This is a genomic window from Streptomyces novaecaesareae (genome assembly GCF_000716875.1).
Classification (GTDB): Bacteria; Actinomycetota; Actinomycetes; order Streptomycetales; family Streptomycetaceae; genus Kitasatospora; species Kitasatospora novaecaesareae.
On record NZ_JNWQ01000028.1, the window covers coordinates 17,123 to 30,591 of the forward strand.

Here is a 13,469-nt window from a genome sequence, read left to right on the forward strand (position 1 = left end):
CAACTCCTCGACCAGTCGACCGTTTTGTCCCGGTGGACGGTGCTATCTGGTTATGTGCTCGCGCGGGTGACACGGGAATACCGTGCTGACGCACCTCCCGGGGCATTGGACTCCTCGCATACGATGGCCCGTGCGGTGGGGTGGACCCCCCGTGCAGTCGTCCAGTGCCAATACAGGCAAGGAGCCCGCTCAAGTGTCCGTCTTCGACAAGATCCTGCGCGCAGGCGAGGGCAAGATCCTTCGCAAGCTGCAGCGGATTGCTGCCCAGGTCAACTCCATCGAAGAGGACTTCGTCAACCTCACCGACGCCGAGCTGCGCGCACTGACCGACGAGTACAAGCAGCGGCTCGTCGACGGCGAGACCCTGGACGACATCCTCCCCGAGGCCTTCGCCACCGTCCGCGAGGCCGCCAAGCGCGTGCTCGGCCAGCGGCACTACGACGTCCAGCTCATGGGTGGTGCGGCCCTGCACCACGGGTACGTCGCGGAGATGCGCACCGGTGAGGGCAAGACCCTCGTCGGCACCCTGCCCGCCTACCTGAACGCGCTGACCGGCAAGGGCGTCCACCTGATCACCGTCAACGACTACCTCGCCGAGCGCGACTCGGAGTGGATGGGCCGGGTACACCGCTTCCTGGGCCTCGAAGTCGGCGTGATCCTCGCCAACATGACGCCCGCCGAGCGCAAGCAGCAGTACGCGATGGACATCACGTACGGCACGAACAACGAGTTCGGCTTCGACTACCTGCGCGACAACATGGCCTGGTCCAAGGACGAACTCGTCCAGCGCGGCCACAACTTCGCGGTCGTCGACGAGGTCGACTCGATCCTCATCGACGAGGCCCGCACCCCGCTGATCATCTCCGGCCCGGCCGACCAGGCGACCAAGTGGTACGCCGACTTCGCCAAGCTGGTTCAGCGCCTGAAGATCGACCGCGACTACGAGGTCGACGAGAAGAAGCGCACCGTCGGTGTCCTGGAGGAGGGCGTCACCCGGGTCGAGGACTACCTCGGCATCGACAACCTCTACGAGTCGGTGAACACCCCGCTGGTCGGCTTCCTGAACAACGCCATCAAGGCGAAGGAGCTGTACAAGGCGGACAAGGACTACGTCGTGATGAACGGCGAGGTCATGATCGTCGACGAGCACACCGGCCGCATCCTGGCCGGCCGTCGCTACAACGAGGGCATGCACCAGGCGATCGAGGCGAAGGAGGGGGTGGAGGTCCAGAACGAGAACCAGACGCTGGCCACCATCACCCTGCAGAACTTCTTCCGCCTGTACGACAAGCTCGCGGGCATGACCGGTACCGGCACCACCGAGGCCGCCGAGTTCCACCAGATCTACAAGCTCGGCGTCGTCCCGATCCCGACCAACAAGACCCCGCTGCGCATCGACCAGCCCGACCTGATCTACAAGTCGGAGCCGGCCAAGTTCGCCGCCGTCGTCGAGGACATCGCCGAGAAGCACGAGAAGGGCCAGCCGGTGCTGGTCGGCACCGTGTCGGTCGAGAAGTCCGAGTACCTCTCCCAGGAGCTGCGCAAGCGCGGCATCCCGCACGAGGTGCTGAACGCCAAGCACCACGAGCGCGAGGCGCAGATCGTCGCGCAGGCCGGCCGCAAGGGCGCCGTCACCGTCGCCACCAACATGGCCGGCCGCGGCACCGACATCATGCTCGGCGGCAACGCCGACCACCTGGCCGCCGCCGAGCTGGCGCAGCGCGGGCTGACCCCGACGGACACCCCGGAGGAGTACGAGGCCGCCTTCCCGGCCGCGCTGGAGAAGGCCAAGGCCTCGGTCAAGGCCGAGCAGGACGAGGTCAAGGAGGCCGGCGGCCTGTACGTCCTCGGCACCGAGCGCCACGAGTCCCGCCGGATCGACAACCAGCTGCGCGGCCGCTCCGGCCGTCAGGGCGACCCGGGCGAGTCCCGCTTCTACCTGTCGCTGGGCGACGACCTGATGCGCCTGTTCAAGGCCGGCATGGTCGAGCGCGTGCTCTCGATGGCCAACGTGCCCGAGGACGTGCCGATCGAGTCCAAGATGGTCACCCGGGCGATCGCCTCCGCGCAGACCCAGGTCGAGCAGCAGAACTTCGAGATCCGCAAGAACGTCCTCAAGTACGACGAGGTGCTCAACCGCCAGCGCGAGGTCATCTACGGCGAGCGCCGCCGCGTGCTGGAGGGCGAGGACCTGCAGGAGCAGGTCGGCCACTTCATGGACGACACCGTCGAGGCCTACGTCAAGGCGGCCACCGGCGAGGGCTTCGAGGACGACTGGGACCTGGAGAAGCTCTGGGCCGCGCTCAAGCAGCTCTACCCGCTCTCCCTGGACCTCGCGGACCTGGAGGAGGAGGCGGGCGGCTCCGGCGGCCTGACCTCCGAGCTCCTCACCAAGGTCATCCAGGAGGACATCCAGGGGCAGTACGGCGCCCGTGAGGACCAGCTCGGCGAGGAGATCATGCGCGAGCTGGAGCGCCGGGTCGTGCTGTCGGTGCTGGACCGCCGCTGGCGCGAGCACCTCTACGAGATGGACTACCTCCAGGAGGGCATCGGCCTGCGGGCCATGGCGCAGCGCGACCCGCTGATCGAGTACCAGCGCGAGGGCTACGACATGTTCACCGCGATGATGGAGGGCATCAAGGAGGAGTCCGTCGGCTACCTGTTCAACCTGGAGGTCCAGGTCGAGCAGCAGGTCGAGGAGGTCCCGGTCGAGGACGCCCAGGTGGTGCTCGACAAGCTGGAGAAGGACGCCGCCCGCCCGGAGATCAAGGCCAAGGGCCTGGAGGCCCCGAAGCCGCAGCGGCTGCACTACACGGCCCCCTCGGACGAGGTCGGCGGCGGTGTCATCGAGGGCGACTTCGAGGACCTCGCGCCGGAGGACGAGGGCGACGGGATGACCCGCGCCGAGCGCCGCAAGGCCGCCAAGTCCGCCAAGGGCCGCCGCCGCAAGGCCTGAGTCGGCCGCAGGACGCCGCGCAGGGCGCCGTACCCGTACCGGGGCGGCGCCCTGCGCCGTTCCCCGCGCCCCCGCGTGGCGCCGCGTGTTCACCGGGCCTCCACGGCGGTGCACTGCCACTGCCCGGCCGGGCCGCGCTGCTCCAGCCGGAAGGCCACCATGTGGTGCCGCCGGCCGAGGTCGACCCGCACGCAGGCCTCGACCGCGTCGGGCGAGGGCGAGCGGTCGTGCACCGGGCCGAGCCGGGGCCGGTCGGCGGCGCCGCCGCGGCGCAGTGCGCCGGCCCGGACCAGCGAGGCGAGCTGGCCGTAGCCGTCCAGGCTGGTGTGCCGCATCAGCTGGCCGGAGGGCCGGGCGCCGGTGAGCACCTCGACCAGCTGGTGGGCGAAGCGGGAGGCCAGCGCCCGGGCGTCGTGGCCGGGGGCGCCGGTGCAGGCGGCGCGCGGGTGGCGCGGCCGGCGCCCGGCCGGGTCGCAGGCGCCGGCGGTGTGCGGGCGGGGGTGCGGGTGGCGGTGCGGGCGGGCGGTGAGGTGGGCGGTCACGGTGGCTCCTCGGCCGGGTGGTGCGGGTACGGACGGGTCCAGGCTGGTGGCGGCCGGGGCTGGGCGGCAATGCCTTTTCGGCGCGGGCCGGGCCGGGTTCCGAGTTCACCTATCCGGGTGAGTCGGCCAGTGTGGCGGCGGATCGGCGCAGCGTTCGCGCAACGCCCGGTTGACGTGCGGGGGCGGGCCGTACGGTCCGAAAGGGGACGCTCCGGCTGGGCGGACCGGGTGGTTCGCGCCGGGCCGCCGCGTTGCGCGGTACCGCTCCCGGCGCGCACCATCGGAGCCTGACCGGGAACCGCGGGGCGCGGGCAGCCGCCCCCACGACGACGGGCGGCCGCCATGACCACACGGGTAGCAGCGACGGTGCCGGCCCCGGCGGCCGAGGGCACCGCCCCGCCCGCCGGGGGCGCACCCCGGCGCGGCCTGGTGCTGGGCGGCGGCGGGATGCTCGGCGCGGCCTGGACGGTCGGCGCGCTGTGCGCCGTCGAGGAGGCCACCGGGCGCCAGCCGGGCGGGGCCGACGTCCTGCTCGGCACCTCGGCGGGCGCGATCCTCGCGGCGATGCTGGCCGGTGGGGTCCGGCCCGAGCAGCTGCGCGACCACCAGCGCGGCCTGCCGATCACCGAGGGGCCGCTGGCCGGGGTCGCCTTCGACTACGAGACCGCCGTCGGTGGCGCGCTGCCGCCCCGCCCCCGGGCCGGCATCGGCTCACCGGGCCTGCTGCGCGACGCCGTCCGGCACCCGCGCGAGTACCCGCTGCTGACCATGGTCTCGGCGATGGCGCCGCACGGCCGCGGCTCGCTGGCGCCGGTCGGCGAGCTGGTGCGCGGGCTGCTCGGCCCGGGCGGCTGGCCGGACGCGGCCCCGGACGCGGCCCCGGACGCGGGCGCCGAGGGCGCGGAACCGGCGGACGGGACGGCGGCGGGGGCAGCGGGGGCGGCGCGCTCGCCGCTGCGGGTGGCCGCCGTGGACTACCGCAGCGGCCGCCGGGTGGTCTTCGGCGATCCGGACGCCCCGGCGGTCGCGGTCGCCGACGCCGTGATGGCCTCCTGCGCGATCCCCGGCTGGTTCGCGCCCGTGCGCCTGGACGGCTCGGCGTACGTGGACGGCGGCTGCTGGTCGGCCACCAACGCCGACCTGATGCTCGGGCGCGGCCTGGACGAGGTGTACGTGCTCGCCCCGATGGCCCTGCGGCTGGACCGGGGCGGCGACGGGACCGGCCGGGACGACCGCTCCGGCCCGGCCGGGCGCGCCACCCTGGCCGCCCTGCGTGAGTGGCGCGCCCGGGACCGCCCGCGCGGCGTGCTGGCGCAGCTGGTCAGCCGCTACCGCCGGGCCGTCACCCGCCAGCTGCTGCGCGAGGCCGCGCTGCTGCGGGCCGAGGGCGTCCGGGTGCGGCTGCTCGCGCCGACCCTGGCGGACCTCGCCGTGATGGGCCCGAACCTGATGGACCCGGCCCGCCGCGGCGCCGTCCTGGAGAGCGCCCTGCGGACCAGCCGGGAGGCGCTGCGGGCCGCCCGGTGAACGGCCGGGCAAGCCGCACCGCAGGTGATCACGGGGGCCCGGCGGCGCTTATTCTTGGGGCGCCGGGGAATCCGTTCCGCTGGACGGACCCGGCTGGACGGACCCCGCTGGACCGAACCGGAGAGTGTCACCGATGCGCGTGTACGTGCCCACCACCCTGACCGGCCTGGCGGCGGCACACGAGGGCGGCGCCCTGGAGCAGTCCGCGGCGTACGCCGTGACGCCCGCGCTGCGCGAGTGGTACGTCAGCGACGACCTCGAGGAGCTGGAGTACGCGGCGCTGAACCGGGCCGCGCAGTCCTCGCTGCGGCTGCTGGCCGCCGACCCGGACGCCCCGCGCCGCCGGGTCGTGGTGGCGCTGGACGTGGCCGACGCGTCCGTGCGGCCCTTCCCCGGCGACGAGTACCAGGACCAGGCCTCGCTCGGCCGGGTGGTGCTGGCCGGCCCGGTGCGGCTGGCCAAGGCGGCCGCGGTGCACGCGGACGTGTCCGACGACGAGGTGGTCACGGACGTGGCGGCGGCGGTGGCGGCGGTGGTCGCGGCCGACGCGGGCGACCAGGACGCCCAGTTCACCGTGGACGGCGCCGAGGACCACGACCTGCTCTGGTTCGCGACCCAGGAGATCCCCGCGCTGCTGGCGTGAGCGGGCGAGCCGTCCGGGACGGGTGCGTGAGCTGAGCCCTACCGGCGTGTCGGTGCCCGGCGTTACCGTTGTCCTCCGTGCGCACTCACATCGTTTGGGACTGGAACGGCACGCTCTTCCACGACATGGAGGCGGTGCTCGGGGCGAGCAACGCCGCGTTCGCGACCATCGGCGTCGGGCCGATGAGCCTGCAGGAGTACCGGGAGCAGTACGAGATCCCGATCCCGCGGTTCTACCAGCGGCTGCTCGGCCGGGAGCCCTCCCGGGAGGAGTGGCTGAAGCTGGACGACGCCTTCCACGAGCGCTACCGCGAGCTCAGCTCGTCCTGCGGGCTGACCGAGGGCGCCCGTGAGCTGGTGGCCGACTGGCAGACGGCCGGGCACAGCCAGTCGCTGCTGTCGCTGTACGTGCACGAGAACCTCGTCCCGCTGGTCGACACCTTCGGCCTGACCGGCCACTTCCTGCGGGTGGACGGCCGCAGCGGCCCGGCGGGCGGGCAGAAGGCGGAGCACCTCGTCCGGCACCTGGCCGCGCTCGGCGAGGAGGTCGACCCGGCCCGTACGGTGCTGATCGGGGACGCGGCGGACGACGCCCTGGCGGCGCTGAGCGTGGGTGCGCACGCGGTGCTGTACACCGGCGGTTCGCACACGCGGGAGAAGCTGGAGCCGGTCGGCGTCCCGGTGGTGGACACCCTGGCCGAGGCGGTGGAGCTGGCGGGCCGGATCGCCGGCTGAGCGGCCCTCTCCCCGGGTGGGCGGGAGTCGGGCGGCCCGGTCGCAGTGGCGGGCGCCACGTCCGCCGTCCGCGTGTCTGAGCGGGCGGATCGGGCCGCCGCTGGTCAGGCTGGACTGACAGCCGAGCAGTCAGCAGGACGGAGCCGCCATGCCCATCGACGCAGTCACCGAGGTGCCGACCCCGGTCAACGAGCCGGTGCACGCGTACCGGCCCGGCAGCCCGGAGCGGGAGCGGCTGGTCCGGCGGCTGGACGAACTGGCGGCCGAGCAGGTCCCGCTGCCGATGGTCATCGGCGGTGAGCGGCGTTTCGGCGGCGGCGAGCGGATCGAGGTCGTCCAGCCGCACCACCACGCGGCCAAGCTGGGCGTGCTCGGCAACGCCACCCGGGAGGACGCCCGCGCGGCGGTGGACGCGGCGCTGGCCGCCGGGCGGCAGTGGCGCTCGCTGTCCTTCGACGACCGTGCGGCGGTCTTCCTGCGGGCCGCCGACCTGCTCGCCGGGCCCTGGCGGGAGACGCTCAACGCGGCCACCATGCTCGGCCAGTCCAAGACCGTGCAGCAGGCCGAGATCGACTCGGCCTGCGAGCTGATCGACTTCTGGCGGTTCAACGTCCACTTCGCCCGGCAGATCCTGGCCGACCAGCCGATCTCCTCGCCCGGGGTGTGGAACCGCACCGACCACCGCCCGCTGGAGGGCTTCGTCTACGCGATCACCCCGTTCAACTTCACCGCGATCGCCGGCAACCTGCCCACCGCCCCCGCGCTGATGGGCAACACCGTGGTCTGGAAGCCCGCGCCGACCCAGATGCTGGCCGCCCACCACCTGATGCGGCTGCTGGAGGCGGCCGGCCTGCCGCCCGGCGTGATCAACCTGGTGACCGGTGACGGCCTGCAGGTCTCGCCGGTCGCGCTGGCCGATCCGGCGCTCGCCGGGCTGCACTTCACCGGCTCCACCGCCACCTTCCGGTCCCTGTGGCAGACCATCGGCGCCAACATCGGCGGCTACCGCACCTACCCGCGGATCGTCGGCGAGACCGGCGGCAAGGACTTCCTGCTGGCCCACCGCTCCGCCGACCCGGAGATCCTCAGGACCGCGCTGATCCGCGGCGCCTTCGAGTACCAGGGGCAGAAGTGCTCGGCGCTCTCCCGCGCCTACCTGCCGCGCAGCCTCTGGCAGCGGATCAAGGACGACTTCCTGGCCGAGGTGGACGCGCTCGCGGTGGGTGACGTGACCGACCTGTCCAACTTCATGGGCGCCCTGATCGACCGGCGCGCCTTCGAGAAGAACCGGGACGCCATCGATCGCGCCAAGGCCGACCCGACGATCGAACTGGCGGCCGGCGGCCAGTACGACGACGCGATCGGCTGGTTCGTCCGGCCGACCGTCCTGGTCTCCTCCGACCACCGGGGCGAGATCTTCCGCACCGAGTACTTCGGCCCGATCCTGGCCGTCCACGTGTACGAGGACTCCCGCTGGGACGACGTGCTCCGGCGGGTCGACGGCGGCGCCCCGTACGGCCTGACCGGCTCGGTGATCGCGCAGGATCGTTACGCCATCGCCCAGGCCGTCGAGGAGCTGCGCTTCACCGCCGGGAACTTCTACATCAACGACAAGCCGACCGGTGCCGTCGTCGGCCAGCAGCCCTTCGGCGGCGGCCGGGCCTCCGGGACCAACGACAAGGCCGGTGCCGCCCAGAACCTCCTGCGCTGGACCTCGGCCCGCTCGATCAAGGAGTCCTTCGTCCCGCCGACACACCACGGATACCCGCACATGGGCTGAGAGTGAACATCAGGCTCCGGTTTGGACATGCTGTCCAGGACGGACCCGACATCCTGCAGGTTTGCGCCTCCCTGTCCCTGTCCACCTTCGATTGATCCGGTTAGGCTGGCTGGCGTCGTCGGGTGGCTTGCAGGACGAACGTGTCGTCCTACCCACTGGGAGGACGTTTCATGCGTGCCATGAGCCCCTTTCAGTCGGATGGTGCGGCAGGATTGCGGCTGACCCGTCGGTGTACATCCACACACCACCGAGTCACGCAACGGCGCGCGACAGGAGCCAAGAAGTCATGCAGACCAAGCTGGACGCAGCCAAGGCCGAACTGCTCAAGAAGGCAGCCGCAGCAGCTGAGAACAGCCAGGTGGGGGGAGCGGCGCCGGGAGAGGGTCTGAGCAACGGCGCTCTGACCGCGTACCTGCACCACTACTACCTCCACACCGCGCCCGAGGACCTGGTCGACCGCGACCCGGTCGACGTCTACGGTGCGGCCGCCTCCCACTACCGCCTGGGCCTCAAGCGCCCCCAGGGCACCGCCGAGGTGCGGGTCCACACCCCCTCGGTCGAGGAGAACGGCTGGTCCTGCGGCCACACGGTGGTCGAGGTGGTCACCGACGACATGCCGTTCCTGGTCGACTCCGTCACCAACGAGCTGTCCCGCCAGGACCGCGCGATCCACATCGTGATCCACCCCCAGCTGCTCGTCCGCCGTGACATCACCGGCAAGCTGCTGGAGATCCTGGACGTCGACGCCTGCTCCCGCAGCCAGGCCGCCGGCACCGAGTGGCCGGCCGACGCGACCGTCGAGTCGTGGATGCACATCGAGGTCGACCGCGAGACCGACCGCGACGACCTGCGCGCCATCGAGACCAACCTGCGCCGCGTGCTCGGCGACGTCCGCGAGGTCGTCGAGGACTGGGGCAAGATGCGCGAGAGCTCGCTGCGCCTGGCCGACGAGCTCGCCGAGCAGCCCCCGGCCGGCCTGCCCGAGCAGGAGGTCGGCGAGGCCTGGGAGCTGATGCGCTGGCTCGCCGACGACCACTTCACCTTCCTCGGCTACCGCGAGTACGACCTCGTCGAGCACGAGGGCGAGGAGGTCCTCAAGGCCGTCGCCGGGACCGGCCTCGGCATCCTGCGCGCCGACCCGCACAGCCACGACGACCGCCACCACTCGGTCAGCGAGGCCTTCGGCCGGCTCTCCGCGCCGGTGCGCGCCAAGGCCCACGAGAAGAAGCTGCTCGTCCTGACCAAGGCCAACAGCCGCTCCACCGTGCACCGCCCGGCCTACCTGGACTACGTCGGCGTCAAGAAGTTCAACGCCGCCGGCGAGCCGATCGGCGAGCGCCGCTTCCTCGGCCTGTTCTCCTCGGCCGCCTACACCGAGTCGGTCACCCGCATCCCGGTCGTGCGCCGCAAGGTCCAGGCGGTGCTGGAGGAGTCCGGCTTCTCCAGCGAGAGCCACGACGGCCGCGACCTGCTGCAGATCATGGAGACCTTCCCGCGGGACGAGATCTTCCAGACCCCGGCCTCCGAGCTGCTCTCCATCGCCACCAGCGTGCTCTACCTGCAGGAGCGCCGTAAGCTGCGCCTCTTCCTGCGCCAGGACGAGTACGGGCGCTACTTCTCCGCGTTCATCTACCTGCCGCGCGACCGCTACACCACCCGGATCCGGCTGCTGCTCACCGACATCCTCAAGGAGGAGCTGAACGGCGCCACCATCGACTACACGGTGTACGCCACCGAGTCGGTGCTGACCCGCCTGCACTTCGTGGTCCGGGTCGCCCCGGGCACCGAGCTGCCGCACCTCACCGACAGCGACATCGAGCGGATCGAGAACCGCCTGGCCGAGGCCGCCCGGTTCTGGATGGACGGCTTCCACGACCAGCTGCACCTCGAACTGGGCGAGGAGAAGGCCGCCGAGCTCGGCCACAAGTACGCCAACGCCTTCCCGGACGGCTACCGCGCCGACTTCCCGCCGCGCACCGCCGTCGCCGACATCAAGCAGATCGAGTCGCTGCACGGCGAGGGCGACTTCCGCCTCAACCTGTACCAGCCGGTCGGCGCCGGCGACGACGAGCGCCGCTTCAAGATCTACCGGGTCGGCGGCCCGATCTCGCTCACCGAGGTCCTGCCGGTGCTCCAGCGCCTGGGCGTCGAGGTGCTGGACGAGCACCCGTACGCGCTGCGCCGCTCCGACGGCACCACCGCGTGGGTGTACGACTTCGGCCTGAGACTGCGCGAGGCCACCGGGCTCACCGACGAGGCCCGCGAGCGCTTCCAGGAGACCTTCGCCGCCACCTGGATGGGCAAGGCCGAGAACGACGGCTTCAACGAGCTGGTGCTGACCGCCGGGCTGACCTGGCGCCAGGCGATGATGCTGCGCGCGTACGCCAAGTACCTGCGCCAGGCGGGCTCCACGTTCTCCCAGGACTACATGGAGGACGCGCTCCGCAACAACACCCACACCACCCGCCTGCTGGTCAACCTGTTCGAGGCCCGGCTCAGCCCGAGCCACCGCTCGGGCGCCCTTGAGCTGACCGAGGGCATCCTGGAGGAGCTGGCCGGCGCCCTCGACGAGGTCGTCTCGCTGGACGAGGACCGCATCCTGCGCTCCTTCCTGAACCTCATCAAGGCCACCCTGCGGACCAACTTCTTCCAGCACGCCGCCGACGGCGAGTGGCACTCCTACGTGTCGATGAAGTTCGACCCGAAGGCCGTCCCGGACCTGCCGGCCCCGCGCCCGGCGTTCGAGATCTGGGTCTACTCGCCGCAGGTCGAGGGCGTGCACCTGCGCTTCGGCAAGGTCGCCCGCGGCGGTCTGCGCTGGTCCGACCGGCGCGAGGACTTCCGCACCGAGATCCTGGGCCTGGTCAAGGCGCAGATGGTCAAGAACACCGTCATCGTGCCGGTCGGCGCCAAGGGCGGCTTCGTCGCCAAGCAGCTGCCGGACCCGTCGGTGGACCGCGACGCCTGGCTGGCCGAGGGCATCTCCTCGTACAAGACGTTCATCTCGGCGCTGCTGGACATCACCGACAACCTGGTCGGCGGCGAGGTCGTGCACCCGGCCGACGTGGTCCGCCACGACGAGGACGACACCTACCTGGTCGTCGCCGCCGACAAGGGCACCGCGACCTTCTCCGACATCGCCAACGGCGTCGCGGAGTCGTACGGCTTCTGGCTCGGCGACGCGTTCGCCTCCGGTGGCTCGGCCGGCTACGACCACAAGGGCATGGGCATCACCGCCCGCGGCGCCTGGGAGTCGGTCAAGCGCAACTTCCGCGAACTCGGCGTCGACACCCAGACCGAGGACTTCACCGTCATCGGCATCGGCGACATGTCCGGCGACGTCTTCGGCAACGGCATGCTGCTCAGCGAGCACATCCGCCTGGTCGCCGCCTTCGACCACCGCCACATCTTCCTCGACCCGAACCCGGACGCGGCCTCCTCGTACGCCGAGCGCTGCCGGCTCTTCGACCTGCCGCGCAGCTCCTGGGACGACTACGACAAGTCGCTGATCTCGGCCGGCGGCGGGGTCCACCCCCGGTCGGCGAAGTCGATCCAGCTGACCCCGCAGGTCCGGGCCGCGCTCGGCATCCAGGAGAGCCGCCTCACCCCGGCCGAGCTGATGAAGGCGATCCTGCAGGCGCCGGTCGACCTGTTCTGGAACGGCGGCATCGGCACCTACATCAAGGCCTCCGCCGAGACCAACGCCGAGGTCGGCGACAAGTCCAACGACGCCATCCGCGTCAACGGCGAGCAGGTCCGGGCCCGGGTCATCGGCGAGGGCGGCAACCTCGGCTGCACCCAGCTCGGCCGCATCGAGTACGCGGCCACCGGCGGCCCGGAGGGCACCGGCGGCTGGATCAACACCGACGCGATCGACAACTCCGCCGGTGTGGACACCTCGGACCACGAGGTCAACATCAAGATCCTGCTCAACCAGGTCGTCGCCGAGGGCGACATGACGGTCAAGCAGCGCAACGCCCTGCTGGCCGAGATGACCGACGAGGTCGGCCGCCTGGTGCTGCGCAACAACTACGCGCAGAACGTGGTGCTGGCCAACGCCGTCGCCCAGGCGCACAGCATGGTCAACGTCCACGCGCGGATGATCAACCGCTTCGAGGCGGCCGGCCGGCTCGACCGGGGGCTGGAGTTCCTGCCCGCCGAGCGCCAGATCCGCGACCGCCAGCAGAACGGCCGCGGGCTCTCCCAGCCCGAGATGTCCGTGCTGCTCGCCTACACCAAGATCATCCTGGCCGACGAGCTGCTCGCCACCGACCTGCCCGACGACCCGTACTTCCGCACCGCGCTGCACGACTACTTCCCGAGCGCGCTGCGGACCCGGTTCGCCGACGCGATCGACAGCCACCCGCTGCGCCGCGAGATCATCACCACGCTGATCGTCAACGACACGATCAACCGCGGTGGCTGCACCTTCGCCTTCCGCCTGAAGGAGGAGACCGGCGCGACCTACGAGGAGATCGCCCGGACGCACGCCGCCGCGCGGGCCGTCTTCGGCCTGGAGGAGATCTGGGGCGAGATCGAGGGCCTGGACAACCAGGTCCCGGCCCGGGTGCAGACCAAGATGCGCCTGCACTCGCGCCGCCTGGTCGAGCGCGCCACCCGGTGGATGCTCAACAACCGCCGCCAGCCGCTCGACATCGCCGGCACCATCGAGTTCTTCCACGACCGGGTCAAGCAGGTCTGGGGCTCGCTGCCCAAGCCGCTGCGCGGCGAGGACCTGACCTGGTTCGACTCGGTGTACGGCGAACTCGCCGCCGCCGGTGTGCCGGAGGAGCTCGCCACCCGGATCGCCGGCCTCTCCTCGGTCTTCCCGACCCTGGACATCACCGAGGTCGCGGACCGCTCCGGCAAGGACGTCGCCGACGTCGCCGAGCTCTACTACGACCTGGGCGACCGGCTGCAGATCTCGCACCTGCTCGACCGCATCATCGACCTGCCCCGCACCGACCGCTGGTCGTCGATGGCCCGGGCCGCGATCCGCGAGGACCTCTTCGCGGCGCACGCGGCACTGACCGCCGACATCCTGGTCTGCGGCCCCGAGGGCGCCACCCCGGAGGAGCGCTACACCGCCTGGGCGGACCTCAACGCGACCCTGCTGAACCGGGCCAAGAGCACCCTCGACGACATAAGGGGTTCGGACAACTACGAGCTGTCCAGCCTCTCGGTCGCGATGCGCGTCATCCGCACCCTCCTGCGCACCGGCTCGATGCGCTGACGGACAGCCGCACGGAAGGGGCCCGCGTCTTCGGACGCGGGCCCCTTCCGCTTG

7 protein-coding genes are annotated in these 13,469 nt (G+C 71.7%); 6 read left to right on the forward strand and 1 reads right to left on the reverse strand.

Going from position 1 to position 13,469, the window contains the following annotated elements; all coding sequences use genetic code 11:
• Positions 1-193: 193 nt before the first annotated feature.
• Positions 194-2,956, forward strand: coding sequence for a preprotein translocase subunit SecA (gene secA / locus OP86_RS13010; RefSeq protein ID WP_030061816.1), 2,763 nt, complete (start codon positions 194-196; stop codon positions 2,954-2,956).
• 89 nt (positions 2,957-3,045) lie between these two features.
• On the opposite strand, the gene OP86_RS13015 is transcribed toward secA, so the two are convergent.
• Complete coding sequence (locus tag OP86_RS13015; protein ID WP_051830033.1) at positions 3,046-3,498, reverse strand: Rv3235 family protein; 453 nt, start codon at positions 3,496-3,498, stop codon at positions 3,046-3,048.
• A 342-nt stretch (positions 3,499-3,840) separates the two neighbouring features.
• Here OP86_RS13015 and OP86_RS13020 point away from each other — a divergent pair, with 342 nt between their 5' ends.
• The 5 genes from OP86_RS13020 to OP86_RS13040 all read left to right on the forward strand — a co-directional run bounded on the left by OP86_RS13020 (position 3,841) and on the right by OP86_RS13040 (position 13,415).
• Complete coding sequence (locus OP86_RS13020) at positions 3,841-5,025, forward strand: patatin-like phospholipase family protein (RefSeq protein WP_078588705.1); 1,185 nt, start codon at positions 3,841-3,843, stop codon at positions 5,023-5,025.
• Between the two features lie 133 nt (positions 5,026-5,158).
• Positions 5,159-5,668: a DUF6912 family protein gene (locus tag OP86_RS13025; RefSeq protein WP_030061820.1), complete on the forward strand. Its 510-nt coding sequence runs from the start codon at positions 5,159-5,161 to the stop codon at positions 5,666-5,668.
• A gap of 77 nt (positions 5,669-5,745) precedes the next feature.
• Positions 5,746-6,402 carry an HAD family hydrolase gene (locus OP86_RS13030; protein WP_267883109.1) on the forward strand — a complete coding sequence of 219 codons (657 nt, stop codon included), beginning with the start codon at positions 5,746-5,748 and terminating at the stop codon, positions 6,400-6,402.
• 154 nt (positions 6,403-6,556) lie between these two features.
• The gene (pruA, locus tag OP86_RS13035) at positions 6,557-8,182 is read left to right on the forward strand and encodes an L-glutamate gamma-semialdehyde dehydrogenase (protein ID WP_030257359.1); all 1,626 of its coding nucleotides are present in this window, start codon (positions 6,557-6,559) and stop codon (positions 8,180-8,182) included.
• A 286-nt stretch (positions 8,183-8,468) separates the two neighbouring features.
• A complete protein-coding gene (locus OP86_RS13040) occupies positions 8,469-13,415 on the forward strand; it encodes an NAD-glutamate dehydrogenase (RefSeq protein ID WP_030059713.1) in 4,947 nt (1,648 codons plus the stop codon).
• The last annotated feature ends 54 nt before the right edge of the window (positions 13,416-13,469 follow it).

What these genes read in the sequence shown, in the direction of transcription:
- OP86_RS13020 (WP_078588705.1), top strand. Translation starts at nt 3,841, where the DNA reads ATGACCACACGGGTAGCAGCGACGGTGCCGGCCCCGGCGGCCGAGGGC.
- OP86_RS13025 (WP_030061820.1), top strand. Translation starts at nt 5,159, where the DNA reads ATGCGCGTGTACGTGCCCACCACCCTGACCGGCCTGGCGGCGGCACAC.
- OP86_RS13040 (WP_030059713.1), top strand. Translation starts at nt 8,469, where the DNA reads ATGCAGACCAAGCTGGACGCAGCCAAGGCCGAACTGCTCAAGAAGGCA.